The organism is Sulfurovum sp. MH2-6, assembly GCF_058374785.1.
The window spans coordinates 1,166,942-1,190,121 of sequence record NZ_CM178170.1 but is presented as its reverse complement, the minus strand read 5'-3'; the positions used below and the strand labels follow the sequence as shown (position 1 = coordinate 1,190,121).

Genomic DNA, 23,180 nt, shown 5'->3' with positions numbered 1-23,180 from the left:
TTATCATTAAAAAGCTTCAACAGGATATTAAGCGTTATCCAAAACCAGGAAGACGCACTCCTCTCCCAAGTCAAACAGATCATTCTTTCCAATGATATATTACATGATAAATCTAATGTGATGAAAACCTTTAAAGGAATAGGTGATTTATCTGCTAGGGTACTTCCTCATCTCTTTATCTCTTATCCTGAAGCAAACAGACAGGAGATCACAGCACACAGTGGATTAGATTGTATTGAAACCAGTTCAGGAACATCTTTACAGAAAAGACAAAGCTATCAAAAAGAGGCACTTTATATCGATATATGTTGTTTATGCCTGTCATGGCTCCTCTGCAGCATAATCCCTATATGAAAGCATTTTATGATAAGCTCAAAGAGAAGGGAACGCACTCCAATCCTGCACTGATTTCCGTGATGCGTCAGCATGATACTTATTGCTCACTCACTTTACAAAAGTGGTCAGCCGTTTGATCCTGAATTTTATGACAAAGCTAAAAACTTTCATAGGATTCAGCTTTTTTTACTTTAACCATTGCCTAAATTTTTGGGTTTTTGAATGAATGTCGGACAGTGAGAGATTCGAACTTTATGTAAGCCTTTGCCCCAAAGCACAGAGTAAACAACCTTTAGATGCGAAGATAGATTCGGGATGACACTCCCTACTTCTCCAGGCATCGGAAACGTGCCATCAAAGGGTTGTGGTCGGAGATCGTATCTTCTTCTATCACCTCATACTCCAACAGCTCCAGCTCTCTAAAAAAGATAAAATCAAGATGGTGTCCCATAAATGACTTGATCTTATCCTCCTGGCTGAAGGGCACCCTCTCCAGCCCCAATCCTCTGCATAAATGGTAGAGTTTCTGCATGCGTATCTTGTTCCAGGTATTGAAATCTCCCGCAATGATCATCGGCCCTTTATGATCTTTGACTCTCACAAGAAAATGTTCCAACTCCCTGTCATAATGTCTGTTTTCTCGAAAATTGATCGCATGGACATTCAGTATCAGAAGTTCACGCCCGTCACTTAGGGGATAGTGGCTGACGAGAAGACTCTTATGCGGACCAAAAAGGCTCTCCCTTCCCTGAGAGAGGTAGGCATCGGCACATTTGGATGCGACAAGGCTTGCAGTCAGTACCCCGTAAAAACCATCATTTACTTCCATGTTGGCTGCAGCATCATAGGTACAGTGTTCCAGCGCAAAGCTTTCCTGATCACTGAAGGCAGCCTCCTGCATGATACAGATATCGATCGACTTATCCTGATGCAGCGTATGCAGGTAGTGTTTGAAATGAAAATGTTTTTTATTCTGCTTGTAGACATTCCAGCATAGTACCCCGAAAGTATCGGGAAGCGTGCTTTGACACTCGATCTCACAGGAACGGTGATGAAGTTGAGAAGGGATAAACATCGTATGATACTCACCTATACTTTTTTGACAGATACCAACACTTTAAGTAAAGCGTTACTCTTTTCTCTTATTGTATCAGAATCTGCCTCTTTTATCTCTCATGTGATGCAATCTGCTTATCACTTTATTTAAACCACTCCAGAAGCCTCATAAGGAAACTTTTCTTTACCGATATATCGTTTGGCATCTCTTTCAGGGATTGAAAGTCCAAAGCCTTTTCAAGCGCTTTATCGAGTGCCTCTTGGGCCTTCTCTATCTCTTTAGGTTCGAACTGTTCTATACGGAATTTAACGGGCATCCAACACCTTCTCTATCTCTTCCATCGCATCCTGGTTTTTAAGCCTGAACTTGATCTCGATACGTCTGGAGGCCTCTTTGTCCTCTTTCCCGTCTACTACTACAGGATCGAGGTAGGCGCGCCCTGAAGCGATCATCAGTGGTTTGATATTATGCGCTTTGGCAAAATCCAGCGTAAGCAGGAAATTCATCACCGCAAATGCACGTTTTTGGGAGAGATCAAGGTTATAGAGGTATCCACCGTCACTGTCCGTATGCCCCTCGATGATCACTTTGTCCAGATACGGCTTGATATTCGGACTGCTCACGAGGGTCCCCACATACTCTTCAAATGCTTTTTTGAGTTCGGCCTCGGCCTCTTTTTTGATCGTATGGCTTCCTCTGTCAAACAGTACATTGGATGCCAGCTTCAGTGACCCGCTCTTCTTGTCAATGTTCACCTTGTCACCCAGTTCTTCCTTGAGTGCGGCGATGACCTTGAGCTTGATCCCGGTGAGGGATTTTATCTTTGCTTTTTGATCCTGAAGTTTTGCCAAGAGTACATCATAGCTTGTCTCTTTTTCATCCAAAGCATTCAAGAGTGCCAGTATCTTCTCCTCTTTTTGGGTCGCATTTTTATCCGCTTCGCTGAGTTGGCTGGAGAGTATCAGCACTTTTCCTTCATACTCCTCCAGACGTTTACGCTGTTTTTGGAGATCATCCTCTTTTTTGGTGAGAAGGTTCTGTACGATGACGATTTTATCATTAAGCGTGTCTCTTTGCGTATTTGCTTCAAGAAGCATCCGGTTGAGCTTCCTAATCTCTTCTGCAGTGAGCTGAAGCTTTTTATCCTGCGCTATCAGCTGGTTCTGCTGCTTATCCAATATCTTCCTATTATGGGAAAGCAGTGCCTCTTTTTCATTGAGGATAGACTCGTATTTTGCCAACACCGCTCTGATATCTTTAAGCTTGCCCTCGTTATCCTCAAGACTCTTGGAAACTTGACTCAGCTTCTCTTCTTTCTCATGGAGATTACTCTTGAGGATCATCGACTTGGAGACGATCGCACCGATAAGCAGGATAAAGACAAAGAGCAAACCCGCCATCAGATCGGCATAGGATATCCAGAAGTTCGATCCCTCATCTGTCGCTTTTTTTCTAAACACGACTGCTTACTCCTTATCCTGCTCTGGCAACTTGTTTAAAATCATCTGATTTTGTTCACTGATCGCCGTTCCGAAGGAAGAGAGCTTTTCGATCGCTCTGGCCATTTCACTGTCTATCTTTTCAAACGTATGGTCCACTGTCCCGTCAAAGCGTTCAAGAGAATTTTGAAGGGTATGCGCACTTGCATTAAAGGCTTCGATATTGGCTTTCATCACTGACTCCGCATTGATGTTTTCCTCTTTGGTATGTATCTTTTCCAGAGTACTCTTAAGGTGTTCGGAAGCACTCAACATATGCGCAGTCACTTCACCGAAGTTTTTACTGGTCTCTTCAAGTACTTTTGTAAAGTTTTGAAGGTACTGGGTATTGAGATCCTTGATAAAATCCATATTGAACGTTTCATGCAATGTTTTGATAAGTGCCTGGTCTTTGAGTTCGCTCTGCATATGTCTGTGCTTGATCAGTTCACTCTCTTTCCATACTCTTCCGGCATAGAGCTTTTCCAGGTCGTAGATATTCTTATCTACTTTGGCACTCCCTCTCTTTTCAAAGTACATCCAGAGAAGGGAAAGGAAAATACCGTAAATGGATGCGTAGAATGCCGTACCGATCCCCGATAGGAGTATAGAGATCTCCTGGTCAAGTGCCTCGAGATCCTGTACCGTAAAGTCCGGCATAGAGATGGCAATCGCAATAAATGTACCCAAGATCCCCAACATCGGGAAAACAGATGGAGCGACACGCGCAAAGTTGTCATTGAGCATCTCTTTATAATACTCTTTGAAAAATTCAGTGATATTGAGCGTAGATTTGGTCTTCTCCATAATTGTCAATGAGTTGGTGTGCAGGGCTCCCTGCAGCTCCTCCTCCATATATCTGAAGCTTTCGCGCATACGGCATGCCGCATAGTTGGCATTGTGTTTGACAAAGCTGCTAAAGACCGCAAAAATGAAAGCAACGATCACCAGTGTATGTAACTCGACCTTCAAAGGGATAACCTCCATATACCCCAACCCTAAAGCCGATAACAGCAAAAAAGGCAGAAAAAGTATCGCGATAAACTGCACAGCGCATGAACTTGAACGCTTTTGTTCTAATTGTAGCATTGAACCATCCTGAAATAAATATTTTAATGATTATACAGAGTTATTGGTAAATAAGTTTTTAGGATTATTCTATTTGGGAGAGAGCCTTCACAGCTGGAGATGATCAGAGATAAAAATACAGAGTGTTCATACACGCTATAATGCAAAAGCAATCTGTAAATCCAGATATTACAACACCTTTTTCTTATGGAGGGGTAACAAAAAGCAGTGCTACCCCTGAAGCAGGAGCACCTCTCCAAACGGTACTTCGATCTCTTCAGGCATGACCCACATCACATCGTAACTTGCCTCATCTACGGGGTATATCCCCTGTCCGTCCGTAAAGAAAAGCAGTGCTGTAGGGTAGTCAATGTTCTGATCGATATACTCAAATACAGGACGGAAGTCCGTTCCCCCGCCTCCGCTGACCTCATACTCCAGCGCTTCTCCGGGCATATAGGTTTTATGGGAGTGTACCTTGGTATCAGCGGTGATGAGATCGATCTCAAAATTCGGATAGACCTCCATGATCGACTCTACTTCCGCCAGAAACGTACCTAAAAGCTCCCTGTCCACTGAACCCGAAGTATCGATCGCGATAATGACTCGAAGCAGATCAGAGCTCAGACTCGGCAGGTAGATACCACGGTAGAGATACTTCATATTCGGTGGCATAAAGCTGTAACTTGTTTTGGCATAGGAGGCGATAAAGCCTGAGAGCACTTCACGCCAGTCTACTCTGTGAGAAAAATACTCCGGCACGACAAACTGAAGATCTTTTGGCAGGGCATTTTGGCGCTTTTGCTTATTAAATATCTGTTCAAAGTACTCGGTAAGCTCTTCCGAGAGCTGCTCCAGCTCCTTCTGGCTGATCTCCTCTTCCTGTGCAGACTCCACCTTCCCTTCTTCATTTTGCGGTGGCTGCTGCTCTTTGGTTTGCTCCTCATTACTTCCTGATTGGTGTTCGGGAGACTCCTCCTGATCCTGTGCATCACCGGAGGAGTCATGGTTCGTATCGGGGGCATACTTCATCTCCTCTTTCAGCTGCGAGTAGATCTCCTCGGCATACATCCCTTCAAACTGGGGCTGGTAGTTGACATACTCCGGTGCCTGCAGACCGTTTTTGACCAGCATCGCATTGACCGCAAAGTCACACGCCTCCTGCCAGAGCCACTTATCCCTGCCGCTGCATCTCTCCATATGTCCCAGGACGGCATGCATCGCACCGTTGGAGAGGATAAACTCTACTTCAGCAAGATTCAACTTATCGATATACTCTTCATTCAAGCGTACTGTATCGCCGTCACTTTTAAACGTAAGCTGATCAGGGTCAGACTCGATCTTGAGTGCTGAAGCGAGTGTCCCGAAGTACGGATGCTCCAGCATCAGCTTGGCTTTGGCTTTGGTGATTTTTTCCTGATAGGTCATTATCTGATACGCTCGTCTTTCATTAGTGCTTTTACCACTTCTTCAGTCCCCTGCACCAGTAGAGGTGTTTTCTTTGGATCCAGCCACTGCATAATCTCTTTGATCTGGGCTTCACTCATCACGGTACACCCGGCCGTTGGGATCGCCTTGATGTGGATAAAGATACATGATCCCGCACCCCGGATAGACTTTTCTCCCTCCATAATGCCGTTATGGTCTACGACGATACCGTACTTGTAGTACTCTTTCGGAAACTTCATCTTCTCATGGCTTTGATAGTCTCTCTTTATCTTGGTACTGTCTACGATCTTGTTGTAGTATTTTGAGTTGATATCATCTACACAGTGATCGGTCTCTCTATAGACCTCATACGGATAATCAATCTGAAAGGGTGCATACCCGAATGCCTGCTTGAGTGCAAATATCCCTGCAGGAGACTTCCCGTCCCCCTCTTTTTTGATGAACCTGGCATGTTCGGGAATCGTGTGCAGACCTCTCCCCCATCCCAGACCGTTTCTGCCCAGCTTGATTTCTATCGCCTTTCCTGCTTTCTGCCATACGCTACCGGTACGTTCATAGCGTTGGAGTTTGCCTTCCGGTGTAGACCAGTTTTCAGTCGTCACCACGATAAGCTGCCTGGTTTGTGCCTGGATCAATGTCATGAATAGAAAACCTAGTGTAAACAATATCTTCATTTGGTTATAATCCTTGTATGGAATATGGAATCATCTCAATAGCAATTCCCTTGCTGACTATTTTTCTGGCTATTATAACAAAAGATGTCATCGTTTCCCTGCTTGGCGGGATCTTCGCGGGATTTATGGTACTCAACGGTTACAACCCTCTCAAAGCGTTTATCGCCCTATGGGATGGTGTGATCGCTCTCTTTGCTGAGGGGTGGATCGTCAAAATGCTGCTTTTTGTGCTCCTTATCGGTGCGATCATACGGCTGCTTACGGTTTCGGGTTCTGTAGAACGGTTCGTTGTATACCTCTCTGAGAAGTCCAGGCGTATCGACTCCCCTACCGGAGCGATGCTGCTGGCATACTTTATCGGGGTGGTGATCTTTATCGAATCATCGATCACCTCTTTGGTGGCAGGCACCGTAGCCAAACCGCTTTGCGATAAGAACGGTGTCAGCCGTGAAAAGCTGGCGTATATCTGTGACTCCACCTCTGCACCGATCTGCTCGCTGATCCCGCTCAATGGCTGGGGTGCACTGCTTTTGGGGCTGATCATCACGGCAATCGAGTCAAAGGTGATTACGGGAGATGCTGTCTCTCTGCTGGTCTATTCGATCCCTTATAACTTCTATTCGATCTTTACTTTAGTGATCGTGCTTGGTGTAATATTTTTAAATATAAATATCGGTCCAATGCGTACCGCAAGCCCTAAAACCTATCATCTGCCCGAAAACCACAAAGAGATCAGACCTTCACTCTACGGGATGCTTCTGCCTGTAGTTGTCATGGTGGCTCTGGTACCTATAGGACTCTATATCACCGGAGAGGGTGATATCTTCAAAGGGTCAGGCTCTACCTCGGTCTACTATGCCGTCATCACTACCCTGTTCTTTATCTATCTTCTCTTTGTACCAAACGGTACGATCTCCCATAAAAAATACTTTGAAGGACTCTTTGAGGGGACATCTCATATGCTTCCCATCACGACCATCATGGTCTTTGCCCTTTTGATCGGCAAAGTGATCGGTGAGCTGGGCACGGCACAATACCTTGCCTCTATCCTGCAGGGAAATATCCCATCTCTTCTTCTGCCCCTGCTGATATTCTTGGTTTCATCGCTTACGGCTTTTTCGACGGGAACCAGCTGGGGGACCTTCTCTATCATGATGCCTATAGGGCTGGCACTGGGTGCGACAATGGACCTTCATATCCCGCTTGTCATCGCCGCAGTGATCAGCGGAGGGATCTTCGGGGACCATGCATCCCCTATCTCCGATACCACGATCATCTCATCGATGGCAGCAGACTGCAACCACATCGACCATGTACGTACACAACTCCCCTATGCTCTGATCGGCGGAGGGTTGGCAAGTATCGCGTTTTTGATCGCCGGATGGATAACGCTATAATAAAGTACGCGAAGCTTACTCCTCTGCATAGAGTGAGTATCAAAAAAACAGTCATGACAAAAAAGGCTTTTTTATGAAAAATATTTTAATTTCGATCATAGTAGCTGCAGCGATTGCTGCTTCGGGATACTTTGTCGGTCAAACGATGTACAATGCAAAAGTTGCCATAAACAGTGCCGAAGTAAAGGGACTTGCGGAACGGAAAGTAAAAGCTGACTTGGTAAACTGGCGTTTAAACTTCAAGGTTGCTTCCCATTATAAAGAAGATCTCCCAAAACTTTACAGTGATGCAGAAAAGATACAAACAGAGATCATCGCTCTGCTGCTTCAAAACGGGCTGAAAAAAGAAGAGATTAATATCGGTGTCATCAGCTACCGCCCTATAGAGTTCAGAAACAGGGATCAAAAACTGGTTGACCAGCAACATCAGTTAAGTAACGATATTGAAGTACAAACCAAAAAAGTAGATCTTATCTCATCGGTAAGATCAAGTATAAATAAACTCATTGCAAAGGGAATAGATATCAATAATTTTGAACCTGAATACAGGTTTACCAGTTTAAATGAGATCAAACCCGATATGCTGAAAGAAGCTACCCGCAATGCCAGGGCTGCAGCCAACGAGTTTGCGCAAAATGCAGGCGTAAAGGTAGGAGGGATCAGAAGTGCAAGACAGGGAAATTTTGTGATACGCGATGTGGGCGAAAACTACAGTGACACGAAAAAGATAGACAAATACGTCAGGGTGGTCACTACCATTACATTCTATCTTACTGACTAAACTGTTGAGGAGTGAACGATGTATCTTTTTACTTCAGAGAGCGTTTCGGCAGGACATCCCGATAAGTGTGCCGATATCATCGCAGATAGTATCGTAGACAGACTGCTTCAACGTGATCCCAAATCCAAAGTAGCGACTGAGACCTTTCTGAGCGGCAACCATATCATCATCGGCGGAGAGGTAAAAACGACTGCGGCAACCAGTGATGCGTTTTATAAAGATATCGCCAGAGAAGCACTGCATAAGATCGGCTACCCAGAAAGTGAAGGGTTTGAGCGGGGCGAAACGCTCTATCCTGATGAGACGGATCTCCATATCTATATCTCAGAGCAATCCCCCGATATCTCCATAGGCGTGGAGAAAGAGGATGAGGAGATCGGCGCGGGTGACCAGGGGATCATGTTCGGTTATGCGACTAGTGAGCGTGATGACTATATGCCTACCGCGTTGGCCTATGCCAGAGAGATACGCGATGTGCTCTACACCTATGCCCTGGAGCATCCCGAGACCTTCGGAGTGGACCTCAAGACTCAGGTGACGATAGACTACGGCACCAAAGAGAACTTTGACCACTGCAGACCGGAGAAGATCACACAGATCGTCGTTGCGATCCCTCATAACAAGGATATCCCGCTACAGCAGGTAGAAACGCTGGTCAAAGCGCTTATTATCGATAAGGTGAAGTTCAAAGAGGGACATTTTGATGAAGCGCATGTCCTCTTCTATATCAACAACACAGGACGATTTGTCCGACACTCCCCTATCGCGGATTCGGGCCTTACAGGAAGAAAGGTGGTCTGCGATACCTACGGAGGCTATGCTCCCATCGGGGGAGGATCTCAAAGCTCCAAAGACTACAGCAAGGTAGACCGCTCTGCCCTCTATGCCGCCAGATGGATCGCAAAGCATATCGTTGCAGCCGGTCTGGCAGAGAAAGCGCTTGTCCAGCTTGCCTATGTCATTGCAGAACCCAAACCGCTCTCCGTCACGGTAGATACACAGCACACGGCACTTAGTCAGTTCAGCGACGAAGTGCTCTCAGAGAAGATCGCGTCAGCATTTCCCCTGACACCAAAGTGGATCACCGGAAAGTTCGGACTTGACCGGCCTAGTGAAGATCACTTCCTCTATGCCGATGTGGCTGCCAAAGGACAGGTGGGGTATAAGGAGTACCCGTGGGAGCAGTTGGATGCGTTGGAGTGGTTTGAAGCATTAAATAAAGCGTAAAGGAGAGGTAAAACGATGAATTTCACACAATTTAAAAAAGAGAAGGTCTTTCAAAGAGGCAGGGGCGGTAGTGATCCCCAGCATCTGGAGGATGAGAGGCTCTTTCATGCACTTCTGGAGCGTTATGACGAGATCGAACGCAGCACAAAAAAGATAGAGGGCGGTATCGAGGCCATTACCCGCGTGACCTCCAAAGATGCGGAGCTGGTAAAGATACTGCAGGAGCATGCCGTGGGTATGAAAAAACGGTTTGACGGCGGACGTGCGATCCGCTCATGGGACCCGATGTTTACCAGGCTGTTCGATGAGAGAGATCAGATCAAAATGCGCTGGGAGATGCTCGAAGACGGTATCAAAGTGACACTCAAAGGCGAAGAGGCTGAAATCCAAGAGCTGATCGATCTGCACGATGAAACCCTCCATGCATTTGTAGACCATGGTTTCAGAGCGGCAAAAGAGGAGAGCCCCTATCGTCCTCAGTAAAAGAATCTAATAGTATTGGTTTACCCCCTAGATAGAGTACCAAAGGTGATATAATAGTAATAAAAGTGTTCTTGATGTTGGTTTGAAGGTCATAGATGAAAAGTAATGTAACAAACACTATCTACAGAAGTCGTGATAAAAATCTCGGAGTACCCGAACTGGTAGCCATCGCACTCGGTGGGATGATCGGTGGCGGGATATTTACCGTGCTGGGGATATCTGTCGCATTGATCGGGGTATTTACCCCGCTTGCATTTCTCATCGGTGGAGTACTGGCATACCTTGCCGCATACTCCTATATCAAACTGGGTGTCTACTACAAAGATGAGGGGGCTACCTACTCCTTCTTCAAAAAGACCTTTTCCGACTCCGCCTTTGCAGCTTCTCTGATCGGCTGGTGGGTCATATTCGGTTATATCAGTACACTCGCACTCTACGCCTATACTTTTTCATCCTATGCCATCAGCGGTTTTGCTTTTGGAGAGAGTGAAATAGTACGCAAAGCCGTAGCGGGAGGGATCATCCTGCTCTTTACCCTTATCAATCTCTGGAGTGTCAAAGGAATGGGGAAGATAGAGGATCTCATGGTTTATATCAAGCTTGTTATCCTGGTAGTGATTTCATTTGTATTGATCAACAACTCCAACACGACGATCCCGACACTCTTGCACAATAATGGCCACATAGAGATACTTTCGATATTGATCGTGGCTTCTTTGACGTTTGTCGCATTTGAAGGCTTTCAGCTGGTGATCAATGCCGTCAATGAGATGGAAAAACCTCAGATCAATATCCCTAAAGCGATCTATATTGCCCTTACCCTGGCAATGGTGATCTACTTTATACTCTCCTATGGTGCCATTGTTGCTATTCCTCTTGATGACATCATTGCAAATCAGGAGTATGCACTGGCTGCAGGGGCCAATGATATTTTAGGACACTGGGGCACGGAACTGGTGATCGTCGGGGCACTACTGGCAACAAGCAGTGCGATCAGCGGTACCGTCTTTGGTGCTTCCAGACAAATTGCCGTGATCGCAAAAGACGGCTACTTCCCCTCTTTTTTGGCACAAAGGAAAAATCATATTCCTCTCAATGCTATCATCGCAATGTCTCTTTTTGCCTTCCTTCTGATCCTGATAGGTGACCTGAAGGTGATCCTTGAGTTCGGCAGTGTGACCTTTCTGTTAGTCTCACTGCTAATGGCATTTGCCAATCTCAAGATCCATAAACAAACCTCCTCTTCACTACCGATCATTTGGTTTACCATCGCAGGATTGTTTATAGCACTGATGCTGATCTTGTATTTTGAGTATAAAAACCAGATTGAACAGCTCTATTTTATCGGAGGTATCTATACCGTTTTAACCCTGGGAGCGATACTCTTTTCATGGAAGAAGCGCAACCAATAGTTCCAAATATGCTACAATACCCCTAAAAAATGAGGATCGTTAACGCTATGAAACTACTCGTCTCAGCCCTGGAACCATCTGCAAACCTCCATCTCAAAGAGGTACTTAAACATACAGAAGATGTAGCGCTTATGGGTATATTTGAGAAGAGCATCATGCAAGGCACCCCGCTTTATGATATCTCCCAGATGGCGATCATGGGATTTGTCGATGCGATCAAAAAACTGCGATGGTTCTTCAAGGTGGCCGATGAGATGGTAGAGCTGGCGAAAGATGCGGACAAAGTGCTTCTAATGGACTCCTCAGGCTTTAACCTGCCGTTAGCTAAAAAGCTTAAGGAGAAGTATCCGGAAAAAGAGATCATCTACTATATCCTTCCGCAGGTCTGGGCAAGCCGTCCAAAACGTGTGGAGAAGCTGGAGAAGTACTGTGACAGGCTCCTTGGAATACTTCCATTTGAGACCTCCTACTATCCAAGCGGAAAAGCAGAGTATGTAGGACACCCTCTATTGGATGAGATCGATGTGATACGCAACGATACAAGAGTGAAAGGAGTGATCGCTTTTCTGCCGGGCAGTCGTTCAAGTGAGATTAGGAAGCTTATGCCGATCTTTCTTGAACTCAGACGTAGGCTGGGTAATGATATCCATCCTCTTCTGGTCATCCCGCAATCCTTTAGCAAACAAAAGATCGCCAAACTCTACCGAGGCAATAGAGAGTTTGAGATCGTACGCGATACACATAAAGCACTCAGCCGTTCTGAGTTCGCCTTTATCTGTTCAGGCACGGCAACACTGGAGGCTGCTCTCATCGGTACCCCCTTTACCCTGGCCTATATCGCTAAGAAAATCGATTACTTTATCGGCAAAAATCTGCTCAATATCACCCAGGTAGGATTGGCAAATATCATCCTGAACCGCTACAATGGAACAAACTTGCATAACGAGCTGCTTCAAGAGGATGTGACAGTGGAAAAGCTACTCTCAGAGTATAGAGAGACCGACAGAACGATATTTGCTCAAAAAGCTCAAGAACTTAGCGCGTACCTGGCACACGGAAGTAGTAAAAATGTCGCACAAATTATCTGTAGTTGAAAGAAAGGATACATAATGAATAAGCATACTATTTCTGAACAAAGCATTTTAAAAAAATGCTTACTGGCACTCCTCACTGTATCTCCAAAGGGGACACGATGCTAGTACATATCTGCTGTTCGGTGGACAGCCACTATTTTCTTCAGAAACTGCGTGAAGACTACCCTGATGAAAAGCTCACAGGATTCTTCTATGACCCAAACATCCATCCCTACAGCGAATACCGCCTCAGGCTTCTCGACGTACAGCGCAGCTGCGATATGCTCGGTATCGAGCTGATAGAGGGGGAGTATGACACAGAGGGGTGGTTGAAAGCTGTCAGGGGACTGGAGAAGGAGCCTGAAAAGGGAGCCAGATGTTCAGTCTGCTTCGATAACCGTTTTGAAGTGACCGCCAAACAGGCGGTAAAAATGCTTGACCCTAATTTTACCTCTACCCTCCTTACCAGTCCAAAAAAATCACTTCTGCAGCTTAAACGTGCCGGTGATGCACTTGCAGACAAGTACGGACTGAAATTTCATGCGCCGGATTATAGAAAGGCTTCGGGAACACAGGAGCAGAACCAGATGGCCAAAGAGGATGCCCTCTACCGTCAGGACTACTGCGGGTGTATCTTCGGTCTCACCATGCAGCGAGATCAGCAGGATAAGCTTGCAGATGAGCTCTTTACACCGATCTCCGACCAGATACAGCCCGAATCCATCGATGCGAGACTGGAGATGTACGAAGCACGTCTTGGTCTTGAATCAGAAGGAAAAAGATACCAGATCATCAAAGAGCGCTTTTTGAACTGGCGCTTGCTCTCAGGCCTGCTAAGGGTACGCAAAGAGGTGGTTCCTGCCCACTTTCTGCCCTACTCCACGCTCAAAGGCACCTATACAAGAGGCAAGATAGAGTACAGTGTCAAAGAGGTACACCATATGAACCGGGATGAGGTTCGTTTCATTACGCTTGGGCACTACAATGCTTTGGCAGGTACTGCCTACGAGAGTGTCACACAACTGCTCTTCGATCCGCCCTCTTTTGATGCTGAGATGGAAGTACGTACAAAGATCGTTCATTCCCATTTTGATCTAGGGGTGATTCTTGTCGTAGACGAGATACCGGATAAAAAGATCGAGATCATCTGCGAATCCAAAACCTACAGTGATGTCAAGGAGTCATTGATAGCGCTTGACTAATACCTTTTATTTGCATAAAATAAAAGTATGGGCACCTCTAAGTCCCCAGAATGCAAAGGAGAAGATGATGAAAAAGGTCAAACAGTTATCAGTGCTTGCCGCTAGTGCAATCTTGATAGGAAATGTTGCGTATGCGGATTTCGGTGATGCCGTAGTAGGTGGTGTGGTCGGTGGTGCTGTAGGATCAGTCATCACCAATGAAGTCTACAACAAAAACAACAAGCAACAGGCTGCACAGCAGAGAAGTACCTCTACACAAACGCAAAGCTACTATGCACCTAGAATGACTGATGAGAAAAGGATTCAGCGGTCACTTTCCAGCCTGGGATTTTACAGAGGCCGTATCGATGGCCAGGTCAACTCCTATGAGACACGTGCAGCGATCAAAGAGATGAATATTGCCTATGAGATCAGCAGCAATGCGTCACTCAAACCTGAAGCCAAAGATACACTTATTTTCCTTGGGACGCTTTTTGAATTTGACAGACACCTCAATGCCCAAAGCAATGATAGAGGCACAAAGAACAGAAAAATCCAGACAGCGTTGAAGCTTCACGGATACTATCATGGGAAAATTGACGGTGCGATCGGTAGTGGCAGCAGAGGTGCGATCAGCCAATATAAGGCAGATAACGGCATGGGTTATGGCGGCTCACTGGACTTTGAACAGGAGTATCAACTGATCAATAGTGCCAAAGAGAAGAATGACAGAAATATCGAAGAGGCGATTGCATCACTCAAAGGGCTCGGCAAACCTGCACAGACATCACAATCTGGACAAGTGATCAATATCCAGCAGCCGGTACAATAACCGGTATCAACCCAATCTATAGAAGAAGATTCTTCTATAGATCACCAAAAAATACTTCCAGAGAAACCAACAGCTTGTAGTTTGCCTCAAAGTCAAAAGCTCTATCCCATTCAACACGCGGTTCTATCTCGTAAAAAAGCCATTTTCTATGAATATTTTCTTTATATACGCCATAGGCTGCATACTGTGTAATCTCGTCTTCAGGTTCTGTATGCCCAAGCGCAGAGACTCCAAGTTGATACCCTTTGTTAAATTTGGTTGTTTTGTTGTAGACAATATTACCAAAATATTCCATTCCGTCAACTTCTTCTTTTGTCCACCTCGCCGCTAAAAACCTTACAAAATCATCATCATCCAAAATTCTGTCAAAATAGAATCTGGTCTCCTCTTCAAATTTCTCGTCTATCGAATACTGGAACCTCTGAGTAATTCTGTTTCTCCATGCACCTATCTGATAAGGTAACCACAAAGTCGTTCTGACATAAGGATCATCATAACTATGCAGACCAAGAGAAAAAGAACTCTTGATTAAACGTTTATTTTTTTGGAAGTATCTTAACCCTACATTATTACGTGTTTCTCTGCCGAACCCTCTGGAATCCAGATCGTCACTGTCTTCAATAAAAAAGTGTAAACGATTCTCCGTTTTCGGTAAAGCAAGCGAAGCCTTCATCTTTCCCGAAAAGCTTATATCACCGGTACGATGATCATACTCGGCAGTCCCACGTACGATCAGATAACTTTTTGTATAAACTTCATCAAAAATTTCATCTTTAAAGAATGATGAGAACCAGTCATTGACCGCCGGTTCGGATACTTTCTCAGACGTATGATTTTTTGTAGCAATGGTTGTTGCATTGGTTTCAAAAAGGTACTCATAAGATGAAAGTTTTTTATCAAGATGGTGGGAAAAGAGGTGAATTTTTTTGGTAAAAAACTGATGATACTCATCCGCCCACGTCTTCTCTTCCACAGAAGCGTTCTGCTCCGCCCATGTAACGATACTAAACATCAAAATTATCAGGATAAAACGTACCATATCTCATTGTACAAGAAATTATATTAAAGGATAATTCTTTATGTTACAATCGACGTTATGAAGATATCATTTGGTGCACCCTGGTTTTTACTGTTATTATTGTTTATCCCCTGTTTTATATGGTGTAAAGTACATACCAGGCACTTCTATTTTGCAAAAATAGCGTGGATACGCTCGCATATACCCCTCTTCTCTTTAACCCTTTGGCTGAAGATCACCATATTTACCCTGATGGTTGTTGCCCTGGCTGACCCCTATCTCTATGATCCAAGTTCCAACAACACCAAACGGGGACGTGACCTTGCCCTGGTACTTGATGCCAGCGGTTCAATGGCTCAAAGCGGTTTTCATACCAAGGATCGTTTCAAAAACCGTTTTGAAGTAAGCATTGAGCTTGCCAAAGCGTTCGTAAAGAAACGTCTGGATGACAATATCGCGGTGGTGGTCTTCGGTACGTTTGCCTATACCGCTTCACCGCTCACCTATGACCTGAATGGGGTATCTTATCTACTGGATATGAGTAGTGTAGGCGTGGCCGGAGAGAGTACGGCCATTGGTGATGCACTGATGCAGGCAATGCATACGTTGAGTTTTGGAGAGGCTGAAAGCAAGGTGATCGTTCTGCTCACTGACGGCCATCACAATGCAGGCAGTACTTCACCTCGAAAGGCAGTAGAACAAGCCAAGGAATCCGGCATCAAAATCTATACCATCGGTATCGGACAAAAGAGTGACTATGATGCCGGTCTGCTTGAGACTATTGCCAAAGAGACCGGGGCACAAAGCTACGCAGCAACCAATGCTGAGGATCTGGCTAAGATCTATGCGGAGATAGAGGTGCTTGAACCAAGCAGTATACGCTCAGAAAACTATCTCAACCGAAACGCTCTAGCCTTTTACCCTATGGCACTTGCTTCACTCCTGCTCCTGGGGTTGATACTCTCTTCGCGCGGGATTTTCTCAAAGGGCTTCACCAAGGAGGCTGTATGAGTATCCTCTACCCTTCTTTACTTTGGTTCCTGCTGCCGATCGGTGTACTTTTTTACTACCGCTCCAAGCAGATCACGGATACGATACAGTTGATTGTACTGACGCTTCTTCTTGTTGCTCTCAGTAGACCTGTCGTGGATCAAGGAGCCCAGGAGCGAAAAGTAGAAGCACAGGAGATCATTATCGCCCTTGATGTCTCCTACTCTATGCGGGCAGATGACATTGCCCCCAACCGTTATGCATATGCTGTCCAAACCATAGAATCTTTTTTATCGAAAAACATCAATGACAACATCACCTTTATCGCATTTACGACCAACCCGCTTCTCCTCTCTCCACCGACCACAGACCATCAGCTGATCTCACTGGCACTGAAAAGTTTAAGACTTGATCATATCCTTACCCATGGGACCTCGCTTGAAAAACTATTAAAGAAAGTTTCGGAACTCCCCATGAAGGAAAAGAACCTGATCCTTATCAGTGACGGCGGTGAGGAGAGAGAGGATACTATATTAAATAGTATTATAGAAGAGAACGGTATCCGTCCGATTGTCCTGGCGATGGGTACCACCAGAGGTTCAACGATCTCGAAATCTGATGGAAGTTATCTAAAAAACAAGGAAGGAAACCTTGTAGTCTCACGGATCAATCCACTGCTTAAGCGCGTAGCTGCAGAAAACAGTGGCACTTATATCACACCGAAAGGTTCGCCTGAAGCGACTGCAGATGCGTTACAAGAGGCGCTTGATGCAGTCGATGCAGAGAAACAGGAGATCAGCAAGATGAGCCACTCCTACCTGGAGCTCTATCCTCTCCCTCTCCTTGTCGCACTTCTACTCTTTTTACTGGTTCATACACGCGGAGTGAAGTACCTTATACTACTTGCTGCGCTGTTCGGTTCTCAGGCAAACGCCTCATTCTTTGATCTCTTCACACTGGAGCGTGCCTATAATGCTTATGAAAAAGAGGAGTACAACCGTACAAAAGAGATACTGGGTAGTCTCAGAACCATAACCCTGCAAAGCCAGGTAGCATTGGCAAACAGCTATTACCGACTTGGAGAGTATAAGCGTGCGATCAAAATCTATCAAAGTATCCGTTCTACCTCTCCTCAGGTAAAACAGATGCTCTACTACAATATCGCCAATGCACATGCCAAACTCCACTCCTATGAGAAGGCCAAGCGATACTACACTCAGGCATTACAGTTGGGAGAAGATGATGATGCCAGAGCCAACCTGGCCTTGATCGCCCTGCTTCAGGAGAAGAAAGCATCTCTGGGCATTGCCCATCCCAAGTCACAAAACAGCTCCGGTTCCAACTCTGAAGAAAAAGAACAAGATGAGAGCAAAGAGAGACGCAGTGAAGACCAGCCCAGCAGCGGTTCGGGGAGCGGCGGCAGTGAACAGAAACTCAATAACAGAGAGAAGATGAAACTGATTGAAGATAAACAGAGCAAACAGGAACAACCGCTTAGTTCAAAGATTTATGAAATGATCAACAAGGGATATATCCATGAAAAACAGCCTTGGTAAACATACAATATCAATATTTATATTTTTTAGTATTAGCCTACTCTACGGAAATGGGTTTACTACAAATGCATCGCTTGACAAAGAGAGGGTTTTTGTCAAAGAAGCTGTGGTTCTCACTTTTGATATCAAACAGACAGACTACGCTAAAGTGATGTTCTTTGATTTTACACTGACAGAGAGTGAAGCGTATGAGTTCCACCGATTGGATGTAAAAGAGGAAGACAGCTACCAAAATGCACAGATCCACTATACCTACCTTCTCTATCCGCTCAAAAGCGGCGAGATAGAGATCGGTTTTGAACTGATCCAAAAGGTGACGACCAAAGAGGATGTTGCCTATAGTTTTTCCGGGGATAGGGATAACGTAAAGGGTATTACGACGACTGATACTCCCATTGCATTAGCGCCTTTGAAGCTGGCTGTTAAGCCGCTTCCCGAGGGGACACAGCTGATAGGAGATTTTACGCTGACGCATGAGCTAAAAACGCATCAAGCCAATGCCTATGAACCGATCCCCTTCACTGTAGAGATAAAAGGGAGAGGCTACCCTCCGATACTTGAAAACAGCTTTCTCTCCACAAAAGAGTATACACTCTTTAAAGAGACCCCGGAGGTAAAAACCATACGCAGTGCCAAACATACCGATAACACTGTCACCTATCCCATGGCCATAAGTGCAGAGCAAAGCTTTACTTTTGATGAGATCAACATCCGAGCCTTTAATCCTAAGACACAAACAAGCTATATACTGACCGTACCAAAAGAAGAATTCAAGATTACGCCTGTCGCACATGCCACACTTCTGGATAAAGTTGACTCTCCTGCACCGATAAAAGCCACTGACTGGTCCTGGATCGGTACACTGCTTGGTTATATGGCGGTCTTTCTCTCAGGTTTTTTCACCGCCAAGAGTGTACAATGGTACAAAAAAGAGAAGATCAAGGAGGATCCTCTTATACAACAGATAAACCAAACCAGTGATCCCAAAGCACTGCTTACCCTGCTCATTGCAGAAGATAGTAAAAAGTTTGCTCCGGCGATAGAGAAACTTGAAGCACATATCTATGGAAAAAAACCGCTTAACCTTAAAGCGATAAAAAAGGAACTCAATGCATAAGAAAATAGAGGCACTCAAAAAAGAACTCTCCAAAGCCGTTATCGGCCAGGAGCAGATGATAGACGGTTTGCTGATCGGACTGCTTAGTGACGGGCATATCCTGGTTGAAGGTGTCCCCGGGCTTGCAAAGACAACAACGATCAATGCACTCTCCAAGGCGCTCGGACTTGAGAGCAAACGCATACAGTTCACCCCGGACCTGCTTCCCTCGGATATCATTGGTGCACAGATCTATAATCCCCAGACCAATGACTTCGGTATCAAAAAAGGACCGCTCTTTACAAATCTGCTCTTGGCAGACGAGATCAACCGTGCTCCTTCCAAGGTACAGTCTGCCCTCCTTGAAGTGATGCAGGAACGCCAGGTAACCATCGGCGATGAGACCTTCAGGATCGAACCTCCCTTCATGGTCATGGCAACACAAAACCCTATCGAACAGGAGGGAGTCTACGCACTGCCTGAAGCACAGCTGGACAGGTTTATGATGAAGTTGGTCGTCACGCACAACAGTGAAGAGGATGAGCTGACCATTATGCGAAAGGCTGCAACTAAAAGTTTTGAGACGGTAGAAACTGTGCTTAACAAAGAAGCGCTTCAGGCACTCAGAGACGAAGTGAGCACTCTCCATGTTGATGAAGAGGTGGAGCGTTATATCGTACAGCTGATTACAGCAACCAGAGAACCGGAAAGATTCGGTCTTGAGAGTATTCAAAATGACCTAATGTACGGTGCCAGCCCCAGAGCCTCGATAGACCTCTATAAGGCGGCAAAGGCCAAAGCATTTCTCAGAGGAAATGACCACGTCACACCTGCCGATATCGGCTTCGTACTGCATGATGTGCTGCGTCACCGTCTCGTACTCAACTATGAGGCCAGAGCAAAGGGGATCAACCCGGATGAGATCATCTCCAAAATTGTCAAAGAAGTACCTGTACCGTAATGTCACTCGCACTTAAAACCCTGCAGCTCAAAGCCAGATACCAGGTCTACACCCTGCTTGCGGGCAACAACCTCTCCAAGATGCATGGAGAAGGCTATGACTTCAGTGAACTGAGAGAGTACCAGGTCGGCGATGATGTCAGAAAGATCAACTGGACCATCACGGCTAAACTGGGGCGTCCCTATATCAAAGAGCTTCATGCGAACCGGGAACTCTCAGTCGTTGTTGCAGCGATGATGGACGGCAGTCTCTACTTTGGCGAGGATAACCTTAAACAACATACCCTCACGGAGATCGCTACGCTCCTTGGCTACTCTGTCCATCACAACAATGATCTTTTTACCGGGTTTAATTTTTATACCGATCACTATACCCTTACGCCTCCGACGAAACAGCTCTACCATATAGAGTACTTCTCCAAAGCGCTCTATGAACAAGAGATACTGCATACCTCACTGGACTACAAAAAAGCTATCCAGACACTCTCTAGCCATATTCATAAACGCTCCCTACTCTTTATGATAGGAGATTTCCTGGAGCCTATTGACCTCTCACTGCTCGCACAGAAACACGAAGTGATCGCCATTATCGTACGGCACAGGGAAGAAGAGAAGCCTCAAAAGCTGGGAGAAGTGATACTGGATGACCCTAAAAGCACAAAAAGCCTTCATACCGATTTTGGTACTTCGGGTATCCAAAACTATCTGACCATGCTCAACGCACATGATGAAGCGATGCAAACACATTTTATGCAATACAACATCAGACATACAACGATCTACACGGATGAAGATCCTGTGGAAAAACTGGTTAGATTATTTGTTTAACGTTTTGCAGTAGCAGAATCGGCCCATGGTTTAAAATGACATTTAACCATGTTACAGGTAACTCTTAACAAGTGCGACACTTCCTGATATTATAAATTGTACGGCGATCGCTCCAACTATCAAGCCCATAAGTTTTGTAATAATGCTTTGACCTGTCTCCCCAAGATAAGATTTTATATGAATAGAATTTTTAAAAACGATATAAACAATCAAAGCATTGACTAAAAATGCAGCGACTATTGCAAGAAGTTGGCCCATGTTTTGTACCTGATCTCTGACGATAATAATAGCTGAAAAGATACCGGGTCCAAATGTTATAGGAATTGCAATAGGAATTATTGCCAACTCTAAATTGCGCTTTCCATTCGTCAGTTTCTGATTCATTGAATCTTGATCAGATTGGATCATCGCCAGGGCTGTTAAAACCAATACTATTCCACCAATGACCTTTATAGAATTTGTATCGATATGAAAAAGGTTGAGGATAAAATTACCACTTATAAGTACGACAAAAAATGCTATCACTATCGTAATACTTACTCGTCTGGAGACCATAGAAATAGTTTGTTTATTTATATTTTCCCCTAAAAGTGAAAGCATCACTGCACTCACACCAATCGGATCAATTATTGCGAAAAAAGAAATGGTATGTTTGAGACATTCGGCAAAAAAATTTTCCATTTCAGGAATATAGCATAATTTATCGAAAAAAATATATAGTATTCGCTTTTTAATCGGTAGCCAAATGAAGTGTATAAACCCGATATCTGCTACCCTATCTGTTACGGTACAGATAGTAGCCTTTGAAAAGGATACGCCGTAAAGTACTTCGATATGCTTAGGGATCCAAAATACTGTTACCCATGCCATACTTAGATCGCACTGTAATATACATCAAAAAATGCCATCAGTTTACTATAAGTAAAAGTATCAGGTAAAGATAGAGAATTGAAATACGTAAAGTAAGTAAGAAAAACTCCCCCTCAAAAGAGGAGGATAAGGAGATATTCAAAAAATTAATGACTATAGGAGATATGGTTCTAGTGTTGTATCATTGATATCTATCGTTGTTGTTGTATCCGCTTCTACACCAACATTATTGATAAAGCCTAGAACAGTTTCAAACTCACCGTTAACATTGTTTTCTACCAATACAAGGTCATATGTACCAGTCGTCAACCAAGGCAAGGTGAAGTCACCATCAGTCGCATCTGTACTAAGTACAGCATTTGAGAAGTTGTTTGTGGCATTTGTTTCATTGTCATCCCACGTATCATTTGCATAGGCATAAAGAATTGCCTGAGAAGTTTCATTGATATCTGCAGTTACTGTACCGTTGATCTCTCCAACCTGGATATTGTCAACGATCTTGATTGTTGGTCTCAAGCTATATCCGTTTGCATTCATATTGACAGATTTTCTAAGATCAAAGTCTGCTGTCACATTTACAGTACCACCTGCCGGGATCGTAAAGCTACCGATCGCTTTGAAACCTGTTTGATCACCGCTTGGAACCTTCATATATGCTCTTCCGCCAAGTGTCTCTACATAACATTTTTCTGTATCAAGCTTGAAACGTACATGATCGATCACACCAGCCGGAAGCTCAACTTTGTTAAGCATTGACGTGTTTCCGTCCTGAAGGCTCAAAAGATCAATCGTAGTTTCGTTGAAATCTACCTCTTTCCAGCTCTCATTGCTGTCAGCATATTGATATTGAAGACCGATAAATGTCACATAGACACCCAAAACATTTTCATCATCGACAGGTGCATCAGTCACGCTCATTGTAACTGTCGCCATATCCGAATCTGAGGTACTACCTCCTCCACATCCAGAGAGTATCACACTTAAAGATAAGCCTAAAGCAGCTATAAGTTGTTTCATTCCCTATTTCCTTTATAACAAATTTACATACCATCTGAATTGTCTCAACGTAAACCATATCGTGCTTCTATAAGGAAGTAGATAGCTTACTCACAATAAAGAGGGCTTTTTTTGTTGTACAAACGAAGCGTAAAATTCACTTTGGCAACCCGGCTGTCTGCTGGAGACCCGTGGCTTTCCGTCCTTGTTTCGCAACAAGTTTGGCACAACAAACTGAATAAATACTAAATGTGAAATGGAAAACAGGAGAAAACAAAAAACGAAAGAATACTCTCTTCCTCAAGAAGTATTTGGCAACCCGGCTGTCTGCTGGAGACCCGTGGCTTTCCGTCCTTGCTTCACAACAAGTTTGGCACAACAAATAATATTTAAAAACTCAAATATTTAATAACGTTTT

Annotated in this window: 23 protein-coding genes and 2 riboswitches; of the genes, 14 read left to right on the top strand and 9 right to left on the bottom strand. The window is 44.7% G+C overall.

Annotated elements, in window-relative coordinates; translation table 11 throughout:
- Positions 1-350: 350 nt before the first annotated feature.
- Complete coding sequence (locus AC4JOV_RS06035) at positions 351-473, top strand: hypothetical protein (protein ID WP_491522201.1); 123 nt, start codon at positions 351-353, stop codon at positions 471-473.
- Positions 474-661: 188 nt separating this feature from the next.
- Here the strand turns inward: AC4JOV_RS06035 and AC4JOV_RS06030 are convergent, their stop codons facing one another.
- The 6 genes from AC4JOV_RS06030 to AC4JOV_RS06005 all read right to left on the bottom strand — a co-directional run bounded on the left by AC4JOV_RS06030 (position 662) and on the right by AC4JOV_RS06005 (position 6,062).
- Complete coding sequence (locus AC4JOV_RS06030) at positions 662-1,411, bottom strand: endonuclease/exonuclease/phosphatase family protein (RefSeq protein WP_229936041.1); 750 nt, start codon at positions 1,409-1,411, stop codon at positions 662-664.
- A gap of 124 nt (positions 1,412-1,535) precedes the next feature.
- Positions 1,536-1,709: a hypothetical protein gene (locus AC4JOV_RS06025; RefSeq protein ID WP_229936042.1), complete on the bottom strand. Its 174-nt coding sequence runs from the start codon at positions 1,707-1,709 to the stop codon at positions 1,536-1,538.
- Entirely contained in the window at positions 1,699-2,793 is a 1,095-nt protein-coding gene (locus tag AC4JOV_RS06020) for an OmpA family protein (protein ID WP_451923620.1), read from the bottom strand. The genes AC4JOV_RS06025 and AC4JOV_RS06020 overlap by 11 nt, the downstream gene beginning before the upstream one ends.
- A 66-nt stretch (positions 2,794-2,859) precedes the next feature.
- Positions 2,860-3,960: a MotA/TolQ/ExbB proton channel family protein gene (locus AC4JOV_RS06015; RefSeq protein WP_229936044.1), complete on the bottom strand. Its 1,101-nt coding sequence runs from the start codon at positions 3,958-3,960 to the stop codon at positions 2,860-2,862.
- A gap of 210 nt (positions 3,961-4,170) precedes the next feature.
- Positions 4,171-5,367: a vWA domain-containing protein gene (locus AC4JOV_RS06010; protein ID WP_229936045.1), complete on the bottom strand. Its 1,197-nt coding sequence runs from the start codon at positions 5,365-5,367 to the stop codon at positions 4,171-4,173.
- On the bottom strand, positions 5,367-6,062 hold the full coding sequence (locus AC4JOV_RS06005) for a L,D-transpeptidase family protein (protein ID WP_229936046.1): 696 nt from the start codon (positions 6,060-6,062) through the stop codon (positions 5,367-5,369). Before AC4JOV_RS06005 ends, AC4JOV_RS06010 begins: the two co-directional genes overlap by 1 nt.
- 17 nt (positions 6,063-6,079) lie before the next feature.
- On the opposite strand from AC4JOV_RS06005, the gene AC4JOV_RS06000 reads away from it, so the two are divergent.
- The 8 genes from AC4JOV_RS06000 (at position 6,080) to AC4JOV_RS05965 (ending at position 14,448) form a co-directional block, all read left to right on the top strand.
- Entirely contained in the window at positions 6,080-7,459 is a 1,380-nt protein-coding gene (locus AC4JOV_RS06000) for a Na+/H+ antiporter NhaC family protein (RefSeq protein WP_404820131.1), read from the top strand.
- A gap of 73 nt (positions 7,460-7,532) precedes the next feature.
- Positions 7,533-8,240 (top strand): SIMPL domain-containing protein, encoded by a 708-nt coding sequence (locus AC4JOV_RS05995; RefSeq protein ID WP_229936048.1) that lies wholly within the window; start codon positions 7,533-7,535, stop codon positions 8,238-8,240.
- An 18-nt stretch (positions 8,241-8,258) separates the two neighbouring features.
- Positions 8,259-9,467, top strand: coding sequence for a methionine adenosyltransferase (gene metK / locus AC4JOV_RS05990; protein ID WP_229936049.1), 1,209 nt, complete (start codon positions 8,259-8,261; stop codon positions 9,465-9,467).
- A 15-nt stretch (positions 9,468-9,482) separates the two neighbouring features.
- Positions 9,483-9,950 (top strand): hypothetical protein, encoded by a 468-nt coding sequence (locus tag AC4JOV_RS05985; protein WP_229936050.1) that lies wholly within the window; start codon positions 9,483-9,485, stop codon positions 9,948-9,950.
- 95 nt (positions 9,951-10,045) lie between these two features.
- Entirely contained in the window at positions 10,046-11,362 is a 1,317-nt protein-coding gene (locus AC4JOV_RS05980) for an APC family permease (RefSeq protein ID WP_229936051.1), read from the top strand.
- Between the two features lie 29 nt (positions 11,363-11,391).
- Entirely contained in the window at positions 11,392-12,456 is a 1,065-nt protein-coding gene (gene lpxB / locus AC4JOV_RS05975) for a lipid-A-disaccharide synthase (protein ID WP_256444078.1), read from the top strand.
- Positions 12,457-12,554: 98 nt separating this feature from the next.
- Complete coding sequence (locus tag AC4JOV_RS05970; protein ID WP_229936053.1) at positions 12,555-13,637, top strand: epoxyqueuosine reductase QueH; 1,083 nt, start codon at positions 12,555-12,557, stop codon at positions 13,635-13,637.
- Between the two features lie 67 nt (positions 13,638-13,704).
- Entirely contained in the window at positions 13,705-14,448 is a 744-nt protein-coding gene (locus AC4JOV_RS05965) for a peptidoglycan-binding protein (protein WP_229936054.1), read from the top strand.
- A gap of 34 nt (positions 14,449-14,482) precedes the next feature.
- Here AC4JOV_RS05965 and AC4JOV_RS05960 read toward each other — a convergent pair whose 3' ends face one another.
- On the bottom strand, positions 14,483-15,460 hold the full coding sequence (locus AC4JOV_RS05960) for a hypothetical protein (protein ID WP_229936055.1): 978 nt from the start codon (positions 15,458-15,460) through the stop codon (positions 14,483-14,485).
- 84 nt (positions 15,461-15,544) lie between these two features.
- Here AC4JOV_RS05960 and AC4JOV_RS05955 point away from each other — a divergent pair, with 84 nt between their 5' ends.
- From AC4JOV_RS05955 to AC4JOV_RS05935, 5 genes are read left to right on the top strand one after another with little or no spacing between them, the layout of a single operon-like run.
- Positions 15,545-16,477: a vWA domain-containing protein gene (locus AC4JOV_RS05955; RefSeq protein WP_229936056.1), complete on the top strand. Its 933-nt coding sequence runs from the start codon at positions 15,545-15,547 to the stop codon at positions 16,475-16,477.
- Complete coding sequence (locus AC4JOV_RS05950) at positions 16,474-18,012, top strand: VWA domain-containing protein (protein WP_229936057.1); 1,539 nt, start codon at positions 16,474-16,476, stop codon at positions 18,010-18,012. Before AC4JOV_RS05955 ends, AC4JOV_RS05950 begins: the two co-directional genes overlap by 4 nt.
- A complete protein-coding gene (locus AC4JOV_RS05945) occupies positions 17,993-19,129 on the top strand; it encodes a BatD family protein (protein WP_229936058.1) in 1,137 nt (378 codons plus the stop codon). The genes AC4JOV_RS05950 and AC4JOV_RS05945 overlap by 20 nt, the downstream gene beginning before the upstream one ends.
- Complete coding sequence (locus AC4JOV_RS05940; protein ID WP_229936059.1) at positions 19,122-20,069, top strand: AAA family ATPase; 948 nt, start codon at positions 19,122-19,124, stop codon at positions 20,067-20,069. The genes AC4JOV_RS05945 and AC4JOV_RS05940 overlap by 8 nt, the downstream gene beginning before the upstream one ends.
- Positions 20,069-20,896: a DUF58 domain-containing protein gene (locus AC4JOV_RS05935; RefSeq protein ID WP_229936060.1), complete on the top strand. Its 828-nt coding sequence runs from the start codon at positions 20,069-20,071 to the stop codon at positions 20,894-20,896. Before AC4JOV_RS05940 ends, AC4JOV_RS05935 begins: the two co-directional genes overlap by 1 nt.
- A 51-nt stretch (positions 20,897-20,947) precedes the next feature.
- Here AC4JOV_RS05935 and AC4JOV_RS05930 read toward each other — a convergent pair whose 3' ends face one another.
- Positions 20,948-21,766, bottom strand: a complete 819-nt coding sequence (locus AC4JOV_RS05930) for a MarC family protein (protein ID WP_229936061.1) — start codon at positions 21,764-21,766, stop codon at positions 20,948-20,950.
- 153 nt (positions 21,767-21,919) lie between these two features.
- A complete protein-coding gene (locus AC4JOV_RS05925; protein WP_229936062.1) occupies positions 21,920-22,783 on the bottom strand; it encodes a DUF4382 domain-containing protein in 864 nt (287 codons plus the stop codon).
- Positions 22,784-22,923: 140 nt separating this feature from the next.
- Positions 22,924-22,998, bottom strand: a riboswitch (cyclic di-GMP riboswitch).
- A 74-nt stretch (positions 22,999-23,072) separates the two neighbouring features.
- Positions 23,073-23,147, bottom strand: a riboswitch (cyclic di-GMP riboswitch).
- Between the last annotated feature and the right edge of the window lie 33 nt (positions 23,148-23,180).